Here is a 16,700-nt window from a genome sequence, read left to right on the forward strand (position 1 = left end):
CCGATCACGCAGATCGTTCAGTGCCTCGACGTTGACACGGCTTCGCCAGATGCCGGCCAGCGACGCGCTCGCGCTGCTGGCCGATCACGTCAAGCCCGACCCCACGTACCAGCCGCTCAAGGCCGAGCACAGCCTGCGCTGGCATGCCAGTACCGCGCGCGGTGAGTTCGAGATCCTGACCACCGGCGTCAAGTGGTACGACACGCGCGCTCGCGCCGGCGGTGGCGGCGCCATCGACTTGGCGATGCACCTGCTCGACATGTCGTTCGTCGAGGCTGTCAAGCATCTGACCGCGAGGTAGATCGCGATGGTGACGATCCTTCGCAAGGCCTCATTGCCGAATCCCGCCGACGTTGCCACGCGCTTGGCGCCGATGGCAGCGAAGGCGTTGACGCTTTCGCTTCGCGAGCCGCGTCCCGCCGGGTTCCCGCTTCTCTTCACCAAGCACTGGCAACTGATCGAACCGGCAGTCGCCTATCTGCACGAGCACTCGATCCAGCGCGCGCACACCCCGGACACGCTCCGAACCTACGCCGAGATCCTCTACGACTGGTTCGAGACGCTCGAGCAGAACGATATCGCGTGGAACAGCGCGGACGCCGTCGACCTGGTCGCCTATCGCAACCGCATGATGACGCAGCCGAGCTCTCATACGGGCCGCCCCTACTGCACCACGACGATCAACCATCGAGTCCGCGGCGTCCTCAGGTTCTATGCCTGGGCTGTCCGGACGCACTGGCTGAGCGAGTCGCCACTGGCAGACAAGGCTGGTGACTTCGGCGTCGCGAGACGTCACCGTTCGACTCGCATGCGGTATGCACCGGACGGGGCCCGCAACCTGTTCGTACTGCGGCAGCACGAACCGCTGCCTCGGCCGCTCGTCTCCGAGCAGGCCCGCGAGTTGCTCGCAACGCTCTCCCCACCGTACGACCTGATGGCGCGCTGGCAGCTGTGCACCGGCCTGCGGGTCAGCGAACTGCTGCGCCTCAGCGTCACCGACATCGGCGAGCAACCTCCCCCGGCCGCCTCTCACCACACCATCGAGATTCTGCGCAAGGGCCGCAAGCCCGGCTACGTCGTCGCACCTGCGAGCCTGGTCGACGAGACCAACGGATATCGTTCCGGGCTCCGTCGTGCCTGGCTTCGCCGCGCACGCCGCAACGGACGAACGACTGACACCTCACCACTGTTCATCAACGCCCGCGGCGCCCCGGCTGGCAAGAACGCCTACCAGCGCGCCGTCAGTTCGGCCGGACAGGCTTGCGGTTTCAAGGCGACCACGCATCTGCTTCGCGCGACCTTCGCATGCATGCTGCTGGCACGGCTCGAACATCTGGCCAACGAGGGCGCCAACGTCAACCCGCTGGTCGTCGTCAAGATCCTGCTCGGCCACGAGCACGTCGAGACCACGGACCGGTACCTGCGCGCCATCGCCGTCGATGCCTGCGTGCTCAAGCGCGTCCTGGACACGCTGCTGTCGGGGGCGCAGGAACCATGACCTCCCGGCACGAAGTCGCTGTGCGGCGGTTCACCTCCGAGTTGGCTGCCGCTCCGGCCGAAGTCCAGCGGCCGGTGCGCCACGATGCCCCTCGCCTGATTCGCAAGACAGTCGTCGACTTCTCTTCGTTGAATCTGCCCGAGGACGCGCGCGCCGCAATCGCCCAAGCGTTCTGGGCCCACGTCGGAGCCCGCTCGAGCCGCGGCATCATCTCCTACTGGAATTCGATGCTGGTCTTCGAGCGGTTCGCCGCCGAGTCCGGCGCCGTCAGGTCGGTTGCGGATCTGAATCGAACGACGGTCGTGCGCTACATCGAGTGGCTCAACATGCAGCGACGCCCCGACGGTGAACCGTGGGCGATCTCCACCCGAGCGTCGATCTACTCGTGCTTGCGCCAACTGCTGCGATGGCTCGAGCGGTGTCGCCCCGACCTCGTCGGCAGCATCGACTACCCCTTCATCCCGTTTCCCGGCAAGGGCCGCGACAGGCCGCCGCGCGCAACGTTGTCGCCGCAGCAACTGCGCGCCATCCTGCGTGCCTGCGAAGAGGACATCGCCGCGATGCGCGCAGCTCGCGAGTCGGCCGCCAGGCTGCGCGTGTCCGAAGGCGACAAGCCTGGCACGCTCGGCTGGGTACTCACGCAGATCGAAGAACGCTACGGCGGCATCATTCCCGATCGCTACACCATCGAGCACAAGGGCAACTTCTGGCTCCAGCAAGCCGTGCGTCGATACGGCGGTGCCAAGCAGCTGGGTCTCTACCTGTACCCCCGAGCGGAGACGCTGCTGCCCTACTACCTGGCCATCCTGATCCATACCGCCGGCAACCCGGAGGCCATCGCCGATCTCACGCGCGACTGCCTTCAGCCGCTGCCCCTGCTCGACGACCGCGAACTGCTCGTTTGGTTCAAGGCGCGCGCATCGCGCATCCAGCGCCGGACCTTCGACAGCACACAGGCCTTCGAGCCGCCGGCACTCGTCAGGGACCTCCAGGCCTGGAACGCGCGGCTGGTGCCTCTTGCGCCGGTCGCGCAGCGCAATCGGCTGTTCGTCTTCAAGGGCCACGTCACGGTCAACGCCCTGTCGATCATCACGGTCCATCACCGGCTCGGACCGTTCTGCAGGCGCCACGGCCTGCCGCCATTCGCGCCCGCGCTCATTCGTCCAAGCGTGCTGGCCTGCTTCTATCGCTTCAGCGGCGACCTGTTGCGCACCAAGGCCGTCGCCAACCACGTGAACGTCGCCACGACCGTCCACTACGTACAGACTCCCTTGGTGCACGCCCGCAATCGCTCGCGCATCGCGGATCTTCAGGGCGCCTTCCTGCGGCACGTCGAGACGCCGTTGCCTCCAAGCCTGCCGACGGTATCGTCCAAGCCGTCATCCCCGCGCGGGCCGGCGGTCACGATGTTCGGCTTCGACTGCAAGGATCCGCTCTCAGGCACCGCGCCCGGATCGAGGAGCGGCGAGCTCTGCACGCACTTCATGGGCTGCTTCACCTGCCCCAACGCGATCATCCCCTGCGACCCTGCCACCATTGCCCGACTGCTCCAGGCACGCGATCACTTGCGCGCGGCCGCTGTGGTGCTGCACCCGGCGCGGTGGGAGGCCGTCTACGCTCCGCCGCTGCGCATTCTCGAGGAAGACATCCTCCCTCGCTTCGGTGCGAACGACCTTGCGGCCGGTGAAGCGCAGCGGTCACTCCTGCCGCCATTGCCGGAGCTGCGTTGAGGCTCGACCAGCTCGACCATGCAGACATCGCGACTCCAGGTTTCGCGTCCCGCCATCGAACCGGCACCCGACGATCGCGCTTGGTTCCTGAAGGACTCGCGCTGGGAGGATCCGGTCTGGCGCTTCGCGCCGACGAACGCGCTCGAGGAGGAACTGCCGGTCAGTCTGGCCTGGGACTTCGCGCTGCAGGAGGGGCGCCGCTTCACCGACGCGCGCTACGCGCCGCTGCGACAGACCTGCAAGCAACTGGTCGCGCTGATCCGGTGCCGATCGTTGTGCACGGGCCTGCCGCTGCGACCGCGCTCGGTCCTGAACTACTTCTTCTCCCTGCGATTCCTCGTGCGCTGGATGGACCAGGAGGGCCTCAGCCGATTTGCCGAGCTCGACGCGACAGCCTTGCTGCAGTTTCAGCATTGGCTCGCCGAGCTGCCGATGGCGCGCGGACCGTTGCGGTCTGCGTCCACGGTGCAGCGCCATCTGTACCTGTTCACCTACCTTCATCGCTTTCGCATGGAGCTGGACGACGGCCTGGAATTCGATCCGTTCCCCGGCAGCAACCACCGTCAGGCCGCCGGTGATCGCGAGGGTCTACGCCGCCCGTGGCCGTCCACCCCTGACGGCGTCGCCGTGCCGCTGGTCCAGGCCGCCGTCGACATCGTCACGCGCGACGCCGGCCGGATCCTGCAGGCGATGGAGACCTACCGCCAGGCGATGACTGCGACCGCTGGATGCTCTCAAAGCGGCTACGCTCACACCGACCGGGCCACGCGCAGGTTGAAGCGGGCCAACAGTGCTCTGCCCGAAGTCGAACGGCCGGTGGCGTCGGTGGCGGAGCTTGTCTTGCGGATCGACATGCTCTACGCGGCCTGTTTTGTCGTCCTGTCCTATCTGGTCGGGCCACGGGTCAGCGAGATCCTCCACTTGAAGGCCGGCTGCGTGCAGGAACGGCACGATGGCGGTATTTGCGCCGATTCCCCGGTCACCGTGATCGTCGGCAGCATCTTCAAGCGTCAGCCGGGATACGACGGCCGGCCTCACGAATGGGTCGCACCGCCCGTGGCCGTTCAGGCGATTGCGGTGCTCGAGGCACTGTCCGCGGAGCATCGTACGGTATCGGGCCGCCATGAGCTGTGGCTGCGCCGGCGCCGGGGCAACGGTGCGACGGAGTGGTTTCACGCCCGCGCGGATCAGTTGGAGATCGCATCGCCGTCGCGCGTCGCCACGCAGTTGCAGCGCTTCGGCGCGAGACTCGGGCTGACCCATGAGGATCGGCCCTGGAGGCTGACGACCCACCAGGGGCGCAAGACCTTCGCCAGGTTTGCGGCGCTGCGCGACCGCACCTGCCTCTTCGCGCTGAGCCAGCACCTGGGTCATCGCGAGCGTGCGGAGACCGACCACGGTTACGTCGGCTCAGACTATCGCCTCAATCAGGAGATCGACGCCGAGATCCTGCAGCAGTCCATGGCGGCTTGGGAGCACATGCTGGCCGCACCGGGCCTCGGCGGCCGCGCAGGCATCGAGATCGTGGCCAAGCGCCCTCGTTTCAGGGGCAGCCGCTTGAAGCAGGACCTCAAGAGCTACGCGCGCCTGCTGGTCGACGCGGGCCTGGTGCTCGGCGTGTGCGACTGGGGTTTCTGCGTCTACCGCGAAGAACACAGCGCCTGCCTCGGCAACGCCGCCGGGCCGAACCCGGCGCGACGCGAACCTTCGACCTGCGCGCGCTGCAGGAACTTCGTGGTCTCGCCACAGCATCGGACCTACTGGCTCGAGCAGGCGCGACGTTGCGAGTCGCTGCTGAACCAACCCGCTCTGCCGCGGCAAACGCTGCGCATCGTCCGCGAGCGCCTGAACGAGGCCCATGCCCTGCTTCGGACGCTCGACGCGGGAAGCGCCGAGGAGAACAGCCATGCGTGAGGTAAAGGTCGACGCCGATAGCCGGACCACGGCGCAGCGGCTTCGGGACGCGTTGGCCACCATGGTTCGCACGCCAAGCACAGGCGTCGCGGTGCAGCCGCTCACCGCGACGACCCTGTGTCAGATCGCCGGGATCTCCCGCAATGCGCTGTATCGGTACCACCCCGAGGTCTTGGCGGCGCTGCACGAGGCCCAGCGAAGCGCACGCGGCCCGTCAGGCGCCCCCGCACGTCAGGCGAAGCTGCTGCGCCAGGAGAACCGCGAGTTGCGCGAGCAGTTGGGCAAGTTGGCCGCGCTCGTCGATCACTACTTCGCGGCTTGGCAGGACGCTCACCTCATGCTCGAACGGCGAGAGCGAGAACTGGCCGAGCTGCGCCGCGCCACCGGCCCGCAGGTGGTTTCGATGCGCCGCTGAGCCGCGGGCCAAGTCTTGACCTTGACACAGGAGCAAGGTCTAAGCTGCGAAGGACAGGGGCACAGGTGCCCCGCTGGAGGTCTGCGATGACATGCGCCCTCATGTCGGACCTCGCTCTCGCGCGAGCGCTGTTGCGGCTCTACAAGCTGGCCATGATCGCCGGACGCCCCGGTGTCACCGATCACCTGCTGCACGCCCTGGAGGAACTCGCCCGAAGCGAGCCGGCATGCGAGCCGATACTCGACCAAGCGTACCTGTGGGGCCTTGGTGCGCGGGTCGGTGTCGCACAGCCGCGCATGCCAGGGTCCGGCACGCAGTGACCAGCGCTGTCGGCGCCGGGCTCGCGCCACGACCGCGACTACGCCATTGACACGCCGCGATCGACATCGCACGCATCCGCCTTCAGCGCGTCGACGTCGATCACGGCATCCGCCATCGCCGTCAGCTCGGGCGTCTGCGAGATGAAGTACTCACGCTCATAGCCACCCAGGCGCAGGACTTCCCTCTTCATCGCCATGAACATGCGCTTGCGCTGCGGATCCAGCGCGCCGTCCGCCTCGTCGGTGAACAGGGTCGTGTATCGGCGTCCCGTGTTTCGGGCCAGGTACAGCGCGATCGCCCGGGTCAGGCAAAGCTCCACCAGCCCCCATCGCTGCGCCACGGTCGCGTAGGGATCGCCGTCGATCACCTCGCGCAGCATCTGGATCGTCTGCAATGTCTGCCGGCGATCGCCGGCGGTTTCCGGATCGTCTTCCATTGTTGTTACTCCCTGGACGACGGAATCACCGACGGACGCTGGCGGGGCGCGGCGTCGTGGTCGCTTCGCGCCAATCGCTTCGTCGATATCGACGGCATGGACCACGCACGGCCCGACCACATGCATGGCGTCCCCACGTGTAACGCGCGAACCTGCGACTCCCGTGTGACCAGTCGTTTCGCGGCCGATACACGCCAGGCCCTGTCGCGTTCGCGGCCGCGGCGAGACCTCGCCCCACCACGTTGCGGCTTCAAGGTGCCCACGTTTACGTGCCGCCTTGTTGCCGCGGCGTTACCGCGTGCAGCGCGATGCGTCCGACGCCTTTCCGGGTGTCTCATGACGCAACCCCCTGCTGCTCGATCCAGCGGCGGATGTCCTCGGCGCGCCAGACGGTCACGCGCTCGGACAGCTTCACCGGCTCCGGAAACGTGCGCGCATGCACGCGTCGCCACAGCGTTGACTTGGAGATGGGGACGAACGACAGCACCTGCGGCTGGCGCAGGAAGCCGGTATCCGGCAGCGCAGCACTGGGCGTTGCGGCCGGGGAATCCGCCGATGTGGTGGCGGGAACAGAAACGCGGGGCATGATCGGCCTCTCATCGGCATGCAGCCGGCAAAGGTCATGACCTGCTCTGCGACGACGGCGCTCGGTCAGGAAACGCGCCAGCCGCCCGGGAACGCTCGACTCCTGGACCACCGCGGGCGTTCCGTTCGCGCGGTGGATGAAGATGCCTTCCGAAGCGGGCCCCTGCCGAGGGCCCTCTTCGGTGTGATTCGATCGCCACCCCCTTGGGGGTGCATGCCGGCCGCCAAGCGGTGCGGGTCCGCGCGTTCGATGCCGCGGAGGGCCGAGTCCGGCACCGGGTGCGTTCGGTCGCCGAGCGGGGCGCGGCGGTTCCGCCGGAACTGACCGGCACGCCGGAGGCAGCGTGCCGACGTTGGACGAGGCAGGTATCGACTGCGACGCCACCCGATGCGGGTGGAGGCCCCGGGCGATTCGCCCGTTGAACGGGTGATCGGCGCTACGGTGGCGCCGACTTGCCTCTGCGGGCAGCCCATGGCCTGGACACACGGTAGCGTCCGCACCGCTCACGGGCAAAACGCCCGCGCCGATTGCCCGCGCAAGCGTCGGTAGGTGCCGCCGCTTGGGAGGGACATCGGACGGCCTGCAATGCCACCGCCTACTCCGCCACCGCAGCGACTGCCGTTGGCGCAGGCAGCAGCTCCACGTCGCGGCCCGCTGTCGGTGGGGGATCTGCGGGTCCGTCTGGTGCCGTGGTCGTCGAATCGACGGCTTCGCCGACGGCGGTACCGAGCGCGTCGTCAGGAACTTCGGCATCGTCGGGCGACGTGGCGCGGGCATCGAGCGCGTTCATGCGCCGCCGCAGGCCCGTCGCGAAGCTGCGCGCGCCGTTGGCGATGTCGCGCACCTGGCGCTTGAGCCCCGCACGCTGCGTGTCCACCGCCTGCGCCGACACCACCTCGTGGATCTCCAGCGTCTGCAGCAGCGGCATCAGCTGGTCGAGCTTGACCAGCACCTCCAGGAATCGGCGGCTGATCGACGACAGCACGCGCACGTCCACGTCCAGCGGCACCGTGTCGTAGGACGCCAGGCTGGTGATGCCATGGGCCTTGAACAGCGCCTCGGCGCCATCGATGGCCTCGTTCAGGCTGGCGGTGGCGGCATCGATCCTGCCGCGCAACGCCGTCTCGATCCTGCCGATGTCGTCGTGGTCGAGCCGGGTGCGGGCGATGACCGAGATGAAATGCATGTTCAGCTGCAGGGTGTTGAACATGCGAACGAACATCCGCTTGCCCTCGGCACTGCTGAACCGCGTGGCGATCTTGAGGCTGGCCGCCTCGACGCGTCGGAAGTCGACCTTGGCTTCGCGGGCCAGGATGCGGGCGTTGGCGCCGCCCTGGTCCACCTTCACGATCTCGACATTGGCCATGCCCGCGGCTCCTTGTGTTGACAACGGGGTCGACAACGGGGTCGATGGCATCTTCCGAACGTGCACGACCCTTTGCCACGCGAAAGCCCCGGCACCTCGGGGCGCTTTCGCGATCAGTTGCGTGGCGACGGGCATCGTCCCATTGACCGGGCGGAAACGGCGACCTACCTTTGCGCCATGCAGCAGCTGGCCCTGCATCCAGACCCGGCAAGCCTTGGAGATTTCCTGAACTGATCCCCCGCGTGGGTGCACGTGCAGGTCGCACAGGCACCCGTGGGGACGATCGAATCGCGGTGATGCACGCCCACCGATAGGGGACACCCGTTGCGGTGTCGCTCCGTCGGGTGCCCCTGTGCATCGCCGTGCCGAGGACCGCGCAAGCGATCAGGCACGCCGGGGCATTCGCCTCAGGCCGGGCCTTCGAGGCAAGGGCTGCGACCCGGTGCCGAGCGCATCCACACGAGCGCCGCACCGACCGCGCCCTTGCCTCCCGGGCTCGTCCCGTTCTCGCCGATGTCCCCCCGATCGGACGCTGACACCGATCACCGCGCTCGCGCGCGCCACTGAACCCTGTCAGCCCTGGAGTTCCAGGCTCCGCCCGCAAGGCGGCCGGGGCCACATCACCCAACCGTCACCCGCATGGGGGCCCACGCCCCCGCCACGGGGTGCACGTGGTCTCCCTTCCCATCCAAGGAGTCCACGATGCACAGCACCAACGCCTGCCGTCAGGCCGGCGCCCCTGTCGGCTCGCCACACACGGCAAGCCTCGACGCAAACCGAGCCCGACTCGGCTCGACGACGACCCCGTTCGTCATCGACGCCTCGTTCGACATCCCGGCCGGCCTGGATCTCCAGGACGATGCCGGCGCAGACAGCGCCACCGGCGCACCGGGCAGCACCCGCGAGGAGTGGGTGGACGAGTGGAGCGAGGACGACATCGTGCTGCTGCACTGGCGCCTGCTGCAGGAGATCCGGCACCTGGCCGACCCGGCCACGCCGCTGGAGGAGAAGCTCGACACCCTGCGCTGGGTGTTCACCGAACGCGAGAAGGACGGCCTGCCGTTCTCGTTCGTGAACTGCCTGCGCGTGGTCGGCTGCAGCCCGCTGTCGCCGATCCCGTACTGCGGACTCGTCGACGCCGAGGAGGTTCGCGAGCGCATCCGCCATGGGCTGCGGCCCTGGCTGCACGCGACGCTGGCCCGCTACCCCGACTGGGTGCGCGAGGCCGTGGCGACCCACCCCGAATGGGTCGAGGCCCGGCTGACCCGCAATCCCCAGTGGATCAACGAGCAGCTCAAGCAGATGTCCGTGCAGGGCGACCTGTTCGCGTGATCACGCCCACCCCGGGCGCCGTGCCTCGGGCCGCGCCGACCGATCCGGTCAGGCCGCGGCGGCACGCGCCCATCCGTTCGAAGGAACTCACCATGCTCACGTTCAAGGAAGCCCTCTGCCTGCTGGCGATCGTCGTCGCCTACGGCATCACCGGGCGCATGGACTACGAAGACGCCCTGCTGATGGAGCAAGTCCGGCCGCAGGTCGGCGCCGACTGCATCCATCCGCTCGAAGGCGACGACACCCTCCCGGAAGTGGGACCCACCGGGCACCCGCCGGTGGCTCGCCCCATCGAGGGCACCCGTCCGGAGGCGCCCTGCGTCCCGGACGCTGCGTCGGACCGGCCCATGCGGCTGACCCGGCACTGAGGGGAGCCGCCATGCACACCGATGCGCGCCTGGTTCCCGGCCGCGTGCGCCTGCTGTCCGTGCAGGCGCCCGAGGACATCGAGTACCTCGTCAAGGAGAGCGAAGTGCTGACCGGTCGGTCCGGCCGCACCTTCGTCATCGCCGGTGCCGACCGGCTCGTCTACCGCGTCCACTGGCAGCCGCTCACCGAACCCGGTGGCCATGTCGCCGGGCCGGTGGTCGAGCGCCTCGGCCACCACGGCGAGGTCCTGAGTCGCCAGCACCTGCAGCTCTGGGAGTTCCTGGAGCACAGCCTCGTTGAGGCGCAGGCCGCCGGCCAGTTGTTCACCCCTCCGGTCCGCACGACGCCCTGATGGGCACCGATCCGCGCTGACCGGCCCACACACCCCGGCGGGTGCATCCCGCCAGGGGTGCTTCCGCCGGCTCTTCCCCCGATCGGGATGCCCCCGAAGGAGTCAACGATGAAGATCCAAGTCCGAATCAACGAAGAAGGCGCGCTGCGCAACCAGCGCCATGCCTTCAGCAACCGGTTCACCCTGGTGTCCGAGCTGCTGCAGAACGCGCGCCGTGCCGGCGCCCGCCTGATCCGGATCGACCACGATCCGCAGGCACGGATCCTGACCGTGCAGGACGACGGCCACGGCCTGGACGACTTCCAGAAGCTGCTCAGCTTCCACGAGTCGGGCTGGGACGCCGACACCTGCACGCAGGAGCGCCCCTTCGGCGTCGGGTTCTCGAAGTGCCTGTACGCCGCCTCGCGCTGCGTGGTGGCCTCGGGCCGGCGCCGCGTCGACATCGACACCGCGGCCGCACTGGCCAAGGCACTGGTCGAGGTCGAGGAGTGCGCCCTGGGTGACGCGGTGGCAGGCACCCGAGTCGAGCTGCACGGCGTCGACCTGCCGGACCTTGCGCAGCGCGTCGAGGAACTGTGCGCCGGGTTTTCGGTGCCGGTGTGGTTCAACGGCGAGCCGCTCCAGCGCGCCATGGCCGAGGCCCACCTGGCCACCCAGGCCAGCGCCATCGGCGCCGTGCACCTCGCGGGCACGCGCGACGGCCGGTACACCCACGACACCTGGGTATTCCTGCAGGGTTTCTGCGTGCTGCGGCCGGCCTGGTCCACACGCGAGGACGTGAACGTCGTGCACCTGGACTCGCGCCAGTTCATGGCGCGCCTGCCGGACCGCGACCGCCTGATCGACGAGGACGTGCAGCGCCAGCGCATCGACACCGAGCTGAAGGCCTGCTGGCGGCGCACGCTGGAAGTCGCCAAGACCGAGCTGCCGCCGCGCTACTTCATCGACACCTACTACGGCGTCATGCGCGGCTGGGGCCACCTCGACCTGCTGAACGACCTCGGCACCTTGCCGGCGGATCTGTTCAGCCTGGTCTCGGGCTACCCGGTGCAGGTTGAGCATGGCGAGCGCGACTACCTGACGCCGGTGCCGACCGCGCCTTTGCGCGAGGCCATCGAGTCGGGTGCCGTGCAGCTGGTGGCCCTGGACGCCGTGGGCGACGAGAACGCGCCGCGCTGGATGATGGCGCGCGCCCGCGGGTGGCTGGTGTTCGACTGGATCGGCGTGCATGCCGACCACTGGGTGATGCGCCACGTCCGCTTCCTGGAGGAGGAGGGTCAGCGCGTGACGCCGGTGGGCGGCAAGGGCTGGGGCGGCGCGCAGAACGCCGACTGCTCCGGCTTCACCGTCGCGCAACTGCAGACGCTCAACTTCGCTGCGATGGACCTGTCGGAGTTCTACGCGTCGCTGGTGCCGACCCTGCCGAACGTCAACGCGCTGCAGGCCGGCAGCGCGAGCCGCGTGCCCACCTGCTACTACGGCCAGGGGAAGTGCCAATGAAGGCCATCACCGTTCTGGTCGGCGCCGCATGCGCCTTGTTCGTCAGCGCTGCCATGGCTCAGGAACGACTGCCGGTCCGCGATGCCAGGCAGCTGATGCTGTCGGCCCTGGACGCACCCGACGGCAAGGCCCACGGCGTCCTGGTCGGTGAGGTCGCCGACGCGATCTCGAAGCGCTTCAGCGCCACGACGCCGATCTACATCGACGTGAGCACCGAGAAGCGCTACGCCCAGCCCGGCTGCAGTCGCCTGAACGTGCGCTTCTGGCAAGACGGCGTGCAGCTGCCTAACTACGGCGCTGGCGGCTTGCAGGCACCGCGGCGGCAGACCATCGACTTCGGCATCAACTACTGCCGCGACGGCCAGCCGCCGCGGTCGCCCGTTTTGATGGACATGAGGCGGCGCCCATGACGCTGCGCCGCCCTGCCTCGCGCCAAGCTGGGCTCGCACTCTGCCTCGTTGTCATGCTTGGCAGCGGGGCGATCGTCCTTGCGCAGCCGCAGGACCCCGGACGGCCATACTGGTCCGACAACTGGCGCGGCTGGCACTTCTACGAGGAGCCGGAGATCCCGCCGCCCGAACCACCGGCTTCCGCACCGCGGCAGCCCGCACCGGCATCGAGCGCCGCCACCGCACCCCGGCGGTCGCCCCCCAAGCCCCCCGAGATCGTCGAGTTCGAGCGCCTGCAGAAGGCCCTCGAGGAGCGCCGGCACATCGCCATCATGCGGCCGACCGAAGCCAACGTACGCCGCTACATGGAGCTGGAGGCCCAGGTGGTTGCGCGCGCATCCACCTTCGCCGACGTGGCGCAGCGCATCGCATGGGCCAGCCCCGAACTCGACCCCACGCTCCAGGGACGCCCGGTGAACGCGAAGGCCCTGGAGGTGTTCGACCAGCTTCAGACGGCCCAGCGCAGCCAGTCCATCAGCGCCCTGGGACGCGACCATGTCCTGTTCTTCTTCTTCCGCAGCGACTGCCCCTACTGCCATGCCTTCGCGCCGACGCTCGAGGCCTTCCAGGCCCGGCACGGCATCAAGGTGGTCGCGATCAGCGTCGACGGTGGCCCGATCCCCGGCTTCGCGGACGCCCGGCGGGACAACGGGATCGCCACCACGCTGCGGGTGAGCCAGGTTCCCGCGGTCTACCTCGCCCAACCCTTCACCGGAAAGATCACCCCGATCGGTTTCGGCGTGCTGTCCGAGGCGCAGTTGGTGGAACGCATCTCGATGGTCGCGGCCTCACCCGACAGCGCAGCCACACCTTTCCTGAGCGCGACTGGCGGCCTGCAGGCCCAGGCCCGCTTGACGCACCCGCGCTGAGGCGGTGAGCCCGCACCGGCGCAGACAGAAATCCAAAGGAGCCCCCGATGAAGCGTACCGACGCCGACCGGTCCCCGTACCGCGCTGTGGTGGTCGCCCTGTGCTGCTCCGCCCTCGCCGTCGGCCCCGCGCCACTGCGGGCCGGTGACCTGAACGCCGAAGTGAACAACATGTTCAACAGCCTTGGCGCCATCGGGAACTACACCGCACCGGGAGCGTTCCGGGGGCAGACCTTCAACACCTACACCGGGGGCAGCCTGTTCATGCGGGCACCGAACAAGGTCTACCAGCTCGCGGCGATCCAGTTTCCGAGCGCCCGCGCCGGCTGCGGAGGCATCGACGTGTTCGGCGGCTCCTTCTCGCACATCTCGGCGGCCGAGTTCAAGAACATGCTGCGCAACATCACGGCCGCGCTGCCGGGCATCGCCTTCCAGCTGGCGCTGGAGTCGGTCTCGCCGCTGCTGGGCGGGCTGACCAAGTGGGCCAAGGGCCTGGAGACCTGGATCAACAACGCGCGCATCAACTCCTGCGAGACCGCGAAGGCGATCGTCAGCACGGCGGCCGAGGCGGCGGGCTTCAGCTCGCAGGAGGCCTGTTCCGATCTGGCCATCGAAATGGGCCTGGAGACCGATCGGGATGCCGCGCGCCGCCGCTGCGCGACCGACCGCCCCGGCATCCTTGCCTCGGCCAGATCCTCAGGGGACGCCAACATCCGCAACAAGGCGCCCTTCGTCGGCAATCTGACCTGGAAGGCGCTGCAGCGCACCGGCACCTACCTCGACGACCAGGAGCGCGAGCTCATCATGAGCATCGTCGGCACGGTGATCTTCTATCCCGAGGATGCGGCGAGAGACCCCGAACCCGTGGCGCCGACGATCACCTCGATCAGCCAGCTGCTGTACGGCCAGGCAGCGGGCACCGGCACCAACGTCACGCAGCACCTGCTCCGGTGCAACAACTACACCGACTGCGACGTGGTGACGCTGAACACCAGCTACACCCACACGCCCTTCACCGCCCGTGTCGAGACCATGATGCGCTCGATCGCCGACAAGATCGCCACGCGCACGGCGATCCCGAACAACTCGGCCGAGGTCGGCTTCGTCAATCAGACCACCGAGCCGGTCTACAAGATGCTCTCGATCGGCGCGACGATCCCCGGTTCCGGGCTGTCCGACAGCCTGATCGCGCAGTACCGCGACGTGATCGCGGCCGACTACGCCTACGTCTTCCTGGAGCGCAACCTGCGCGTGGGCATGGCAGCCCTCGACAAGGACTACACGCTGCAGCAGACCCAGCGGGATCGCGCCAACCTGGTGAGGCAGCGGGCCCAGGCCATGCTGCTGCAGTTGTCGCAGGAGAAGAACCTGCTGTACCAGAAGGTCGGCTCGTTCCGGGCGGTATCCAGCCACCTGGAGCAGCTCGAACGGCAGCTGCGTTCGAGCATGCCCCAGCACGTGATGGACATGCTGGGGCAGCAGGCGGCCTTCCAGGCCCGCTGACACGGCGGTCGGCAGGCCCTTCTTCCGCGGGCGCAGCGCAAGCAACCCGAGGCGGGCCAGTCCCCAGGAGCGACGCATGTGGGAGATCTACGCCTACCAGAACGCCGACAGCCTGTTCGGCATCTTCAACGCTGCGGCAGCCATCCACGGCTCGGGCGACTACATGGCGGCAGTCGCCGCCGTGGCCTTCTGCGGGTTCATCGCGGCGCTGGTGGCCTACGCCTTCGCGCCCGAGAAGCTGCAGGGCTGGAAGTGGCTGGCCACCGTGCTGCTGGTGTTCTCCGTCCTCATCGTGCCGCGGGTGACCGTGGGCGTCGTCGACAAGACCGGCGGATCCGCCGTGAAGGTGGTGGCCAACGTCCCGTTCGGCGTGGCCTTCCTCGGCAGCGTCACCAGCACGGTCGGGCACACGCTCACGGGCCTGTTCGAGAGCTATCGAGCTGGCCAAGCGCTTTGAGGGATTCGAGCGTAAGGTGAAACGCGGAATCGAGATCACTGCCGTCCCCTACATCTGCCCGGCAGGGTTCTGGACGATTGGGTACGGCCATCTCTGCGACCCCAAGCATCCGCCGATCACGGAGGCAGAAGCCGAGGTCTATCTGGCGCGCGATCTGCAGACGGCACTGACGGCGACGCTGCGCTACTGCCCGGTACTGGCCACTGAGCCGGAGGCGCGGCTCGCGGCCATCGTTGACTTCACGTTCAACCTTGGCGCGGGGCGGTTGCAGACGTCGACGCTGCGACGGCGCATTAACCAGCGGGACTGGTCTTCTGCTGGGCAGGAACTGCGGCGATGGGTCTATAGCGGTGGAAAAGTACTGCCGGGACTGGTCACACGGCGTGAGGCTGAAGCCGCTTGGCTGCTCAACGCCGCATGAACCAGAGATTCAACTGAATCAAATCCCGGGCTGCAACTCCACCTGCACCTCTCGCGATTTGCCGGCCCGCTCCACGGACAAGACTACGACATCGCCGACCTTCCTGTCGTCGAGCCGGGCGAGCAGCTTGGCCACATCGTCGATCGCCGTGCCGTCGATGCGAACGATGCGGTCGCCGGGCACGATGCCTTGTGGGGTAATCTCGACCCCATCGAGCCCGGCTTTGTGCGCTGCCGAGCCGGGGGTGACACGCAGCACGAACACGCCCTTGCTTCCCGTCAGCGCAAGCAGGCGCTGATTGAGCTGTTCGTCCACCTCGATGCCAAGCGCCGGGCGGATGTATTTGCCGGTCTTGATGAGTTGCGGCACTACCCGCATGACGGTGTCCACCGGCACGGCAAAACCGATCCCGGCCGAGGCGCCGGAGGGGCTGTAGATCGCCGTGTTGATGCCGATAAGCCGACCGGCCGAATCGAGCAGGGGGCCGCCCGAGTTGCCGGGGTTAATGGCGGCGTCGGTCTGAACCAGGTGATCAATGGCCGGGCCGCCCGCTTCTCCCGGTAACGAGCGGTCGAGCGCGGAGACGATGCCGGTGGTGAGCGTCCAGTCCAGGCCAAAGGGGTTGCCGATAGCAAACACCTTCTGTCCCACCTTGAGGTCGGCGCTGGTGCCGACCGGCACGGCAGGCGGGCGTTTGAAGCCGACGCCGATCTTGAGTACGGCGATGTCGTGTGCTGGGCTGGCCCCCACCAGCGCGGCCTGGTAGTCGCGGCCATCGGCGAGTTTGACGGTGGCTTCGGACGCGCCCTGGATGACGTGGAAGTTGGTGACGACGTGGCCGGCGTCGTCCCAGATGAAGCCCGAGCCAGTGCCGCGCGGCACGGAGAAGACGTTGCGCGTCCAGACATCGCGTACCAATTGTGCGGTAGTGATGTAGACCACCGAGGCGCGCGATTTCTCGAACAGTTCGATGGTGGCTTTCTCGTCCGCCGCCAGATCGCCACGCGCCGTCACAGTGCGTTCTGCCGCCTCGCGCGGACTGAACCAGGCCTCGATGGCGGGCAGGAACTGCCACAGCAGCATGAGCGCGGCAATACAGGCGGTGATGAAGAGCCAGCGCCGGACGAAGTGGTCCGGCGCGGGACGTTGGTACGGGTCGGGGTAGGCCATGAGAAGTCTCCTG

18 protein-coding genes and 1 pseudogene are annotated in these 16,700 nt (G+C 68.2%); 15 read left to right on the forward strand and 4 right to left on the reverse strand.

All coding sequences use genetic code 11. From position 1 onward, the window contains the following. Positions 1-31 precede the first annotated feature (31 nt). The 6 genes from MW290_RS01725 (at position 32) to MW290_RS01750 (ending at position 5,877) form a co-directional block, all read left to right on the forward strand. Positions 32-301 (forward strand): hypothetical protein, encoded by a 270-nt coding sequence (locus MW290_RS01725; protein WP_250195616.1) that lies wholly within the window; start codon positions 32-34, stop codon positions 299-301. Positions 302-307: 6 nt separating this feature from the next. Then, positions 308-1,498 carry a tyrosine-type recombinase/integrase gene (locus MW290_RS01730; protein ID WP_054018383.1) on the forward strand — a complete coding sequence of 397 codons (1,191 nt, stop codon included), beginning with the start codon at positions 308-310 and terminating at the stop codon, positions 1,496-1,498. Next, the gene (locus tag MW290_RS01735) at positions 1,495-3,228 is read left to right on the forward strand and encodes a site-specific integrase (RefSeq protein ID WP_054018384.1); all 1,734 of its coding nucleotides are present in this window, start codon (positions 1,495-1,497) and stop codon (positions 3,226-3,228) included. Before MW290_RS01730 ends, MW290_RS01735 begins: the two co-directional genes overlap by 4 nt. An 18-nt stretch (positions 3,229-3,246) precedes the next feature. Next, positions 3,247-5,142 (forward strand): site-specific integrase, encoded by a 1,896-nt coding sequence (locus MW290_RS01740; RefSeq protein WP_250195617.1) that lies wholly within the window; start codon positions 3,247-3,249, stop codon positions 5,140-5,142. Next, positions 5,135-5,557, forward strand: a complete 423-nt coding sequence (locus MW290_RS01745) for a hypothetical protein (RefSeq protein WP_054018386.1) — start codon at positions 5,135-5,137, stop codon at positions 5,555-5,557. Before MW290_RS01740 ends, MW290_RS01745 begins: the two co-directional genes overlap by 8 nt. Before the next feature lie 101 nt (positions 5,558-5,658). After that, complete coding sequence (locus MW290_RS01750) at positions 5,659-5,877, forward strand: hypothetical protein (protein WP_157548538.1); 219 nt, start codon at positions 5,659-5,661, stop codon at positions 5,875-5,877. Positions 5,878-5,915: 38 nt separating this feature from the next. Here MW290_RS01750 and MW290_RS01755 read toward each other — a convergent pair. The 3 genes and pseudogenes from MW290_RS01755 to MW290_RS01765 form a co-directional block, all read right to left on the reverse strand. Beyond that, positions 5,916-6,188, reverse strand: a pseudogene (locus MW290_RS01755) (P-loop NTPase family protein); the annotation flags it as partial. A 460-nt stretch (positions 6,189-6,648) separates the two neighbouring features. Next, positions 6,649-6,900 carry a helix-turn-helix transcriptional regulator gene (locus tag MW290_RS01760; protein WP_250195618.1) on the reverse strand — a complete coding sequence of 84 codons (252 nt, stop codon included), beginning with the start codon at positions 6,898-6,900 and terminating at the stop codon, positions 6,649-6,651. A 595-nt stretch (positions 6,901-7,495) separates the two neighbouring features. Next, positions 7,496-8,266: a DUF1845 domain-containing protein gene (locus MW290_RS01765; protein ID WP_250195619.1), complete on the reverse strand. Its 771-nt coding sequence runs from the start codon at positions 8,264-8,266 to the stop codon at positions 7,496-7,498. 702 nt (positions 8,267-8,968) lie between these two features. Between MW290_RS01765 and MW290_RS01770 the strand changes: the two genes are divergently transcribed. From MW290_RS01770 to MW290_RS01810, 9 genes are all read left to right on the forward strand, one after another. Further along, positions 8,969-9,598 (forward strand): hypothetical protein, encoded by a 630-nt coding sequence (locus MW290_RS01770; protein WP_250195620.1) that lies wholly within the window; start codon positions 8,969-8,971, stop codon positions 9,596-9,598. Between the two features lie 92 nt (positions 9,599-9,690). Beyond that, positions 9,691-9,966 (forward strand): hypothetical protein, encoded by a 276-nt coding sequence (locus MW290_RS01775; protein ID WP_250195621.1) that lies wholly within the window; start codon positions 9,691-9,693, stop codon positions 9,964-9,966. An 11-nt stretch (positions 9,967-9,977) separates the two neighbouring features. Then, positions 9,978-10,319 (forward strand): hypothetical protein, encoded by a 342-nt coding sequence (locus MW290_RS01780; protein WP_250195622.1) that lies wholly within the window; start codon positions 9,978-9,980, stop codon positions 10,317-10,319. Positions 10,320-10,427: 108 nt separating this feature from the next. Further along, positions 10,428-11,819 (forward strand): ATP-binding protein, encoded by a 1,392-nt coding sequence (locus MW290_RS01785; RefSeq protein WP_250195623.1) that lies wholly within the window; start codon positions 10,428-10,430, stop codon positions 11,817-11,819. Continuing rightward, complete coding sequence (locus MW290_RS01790; protein ID WP_250195624.1) at positions 11,816-12,229, forward strand: hypothetical protein; 414 nt, start codon at positions 11,816-11,818, stop codon at positions 12,227-12,229. Before MW290_RS01785 ends, MW290_RS01790 begins: the two co-directional genes overlap by 4 nt. After that, positions 12,226-13,137 (forward strand): conjugal transfer protein TraF, encoded by a 912-nt coding sequence (gene traF / locus MW290_RS01795; RefSeq protein WP_250195625.1) that lies wholly within the window; start codon positions 12,226-12,228, stop codon positions 13,135-13,137. The genes MW290_RS01790 and traF overlap by 4 nt, the downstream gene beginning before the upstream one ends. A 47-nt stretch (positions 13,138-13,184) precedes the next feature. Then, positions 13,185-14,639 (forward strand): conjugal transfer protein TraH, encoded by a 1,455-nt coding sequence (locus MW290_RS01800; RefSeq protein ID WP_250195626.1) that lies wholly within the window; start codon positions 13,185-13,187, stop codon positions 14,637-14,639. Between the two features lie 76 nt (positions 14,640-14,715). Then, complete coding sequence (locus MW290_RS01805) at positions 14,716-15,096, forward strand: conjugal transfer protein TraG N-terminal domain-containing protein (protein WP_240668587.1); 381 nt, start codon at positions 14,716-14,718, stop codon at positions 15,094-15,096. Positions 15,097-15,112: 16 nt separating this feature from the next. Beyond that, complete coding sequence (locus MW290_RS01810; RefSeq protein ID WP_240189582.1) at positions 15,113-15,517, forward strand: lysozyme; 405 nt, start codon at positions 15,113-15,115, stop codon at positions 15,515-15,517. Between the two features lie 18 nt (positions 15,518-15,535). Here the strand turns inward: MW290_RS01810 and MW290_RS01815 are convergent, their stop codons facing one another. Beyond that, the gene (locus tag MW290_RS01815) at positions 15,536-16,687 is read right to left on the reverse strand and encodes a S1C family serine protease (RefSeq protein ID WP_250195627.1); all 1,152 of its coding nucleotides are present in this window, start codon (positions 16,685-16,687) and stop codon (positions 15,536-15,538) included. Between the last annotated feature and the right edge of the window lie 13 nt (positions 16,688-16,700).

This window comes from Aquincola tertiaricarbonis (assembly GCF_023573145.1).
Classification (GTDB): Bacteria; Pseudomonadota; Gammaproteobacteria; order Burkholderiales; family Burkholderiaceae_C; genus Aquincola; species Aquincola tertiaricarbonis_B.

Coding starts and splice junctions, on each gene's coding strand:
- MW290_RS01730 (WP_054018383.1), top strand. CDS start 308: ATGGTGACGATCCTTCGCAAGGCCTCATTGCCGAATCCCGCCGACGTT.
- MW290_RS01735 (WP_054018384.1), top strand. CDS start 1,495: ATGACCTCCCGGCACGAAGTCGCTGTGCGGCGGTTCACCTCCGAGTTG.
- MW290_RS01740 (WP_250195617.1), top strand. CDS start 3,247: ATGCAGACATCGCGACTCCAGGTTTCGCGTCCCGCCATCGAACCGGCA.
- MW290_RS01745 (WP_054018386.1), top strand. CDS start 5,135: ATGCGTGAGGTAAAGGTCGACGCCGATAGCCGGACCACGGCGCAGCGG.
- MW290_RS01750 (WP_157548538.1), top strand. CDS start 5,659: ATGTCGGACCTCGCTCTCGCGCGAGCGCTGTTGCGGCTCTACAAGCTG.
- MW290_RS01760 (WP_250195618.1), bottom strand. CDS start 6,900: ATGCCCCGCGTTTCTGTTCCCGCCACCACATCGGCGGATTCCCCGGCC.
- MW290_RS01765 (WP_250195619.1), bottom strand. CDS start 8,266: ATGGCCAATGTCGAGATCGTGAAGGTGGACCAGGGCGGCGCCAACGCC.
- MW290_RS01770 (WP_250195620.1), top strand. CDS start 8,969: ATGCACAGCACCAACGCCTGCCGTCAGGCCGGCGCCCCTGTCGGCTCG.
- MW290_RS01775 (WP_250195621.1), top strand. CDS start 9,691: ATGCTCACGTTCAAGGAAGCCCTCTGCCTGCTGGCGATCGTCGTCGCC.
- MW290_RS01780 (WP_250195622.1), top strand. CDS start 9,978: ATGCACACCGATGCGCGCCTGGTTCCCGGCCGCGTGCGCCTGCTGTCC.
- MW290_RS01785 (WP_250195623.1), top strand. CDS start 10,428: ATGAAGATCCAAGTCCGAATCAACGAAGAAGGCGCGCTGCGCAACCAG.
- MW290_RS01790 (WP_250195624.1), top strand. CDS start 11,816: ATGAAGGCCATCACCGTTCTGGTCGGCGCCGCATGCGCCTTGTTCGTC.
- traF (WP_250195625.1), top strand. CDS start 12,226: ATGACGCTGCGCCGCCCTGCCTCGCGCCAAGCTGGGCTCGCACTCTGC.
- MW290_RS01800 (WP_250195626.1), top strand. CDS start 13,185: ATGAAGCGTACCGACGCCGACCGGTCCCCGTACCGCGCTGTGGTGGTC.
- MW290_RS01805 (WP_240668587.1), top strand. CDS start 14,716: ATGTGGGAGATCTACGCCTACCAGAACGCCGACAGCCTGTTCGGCATC.
- MW290_RS01815 (WP_250195627.1), bottom strand. CDS start 16,687: ATGGCCTACCCCGACCCGTACCAACGTCCCGCGCCGGACCACTTCGTC.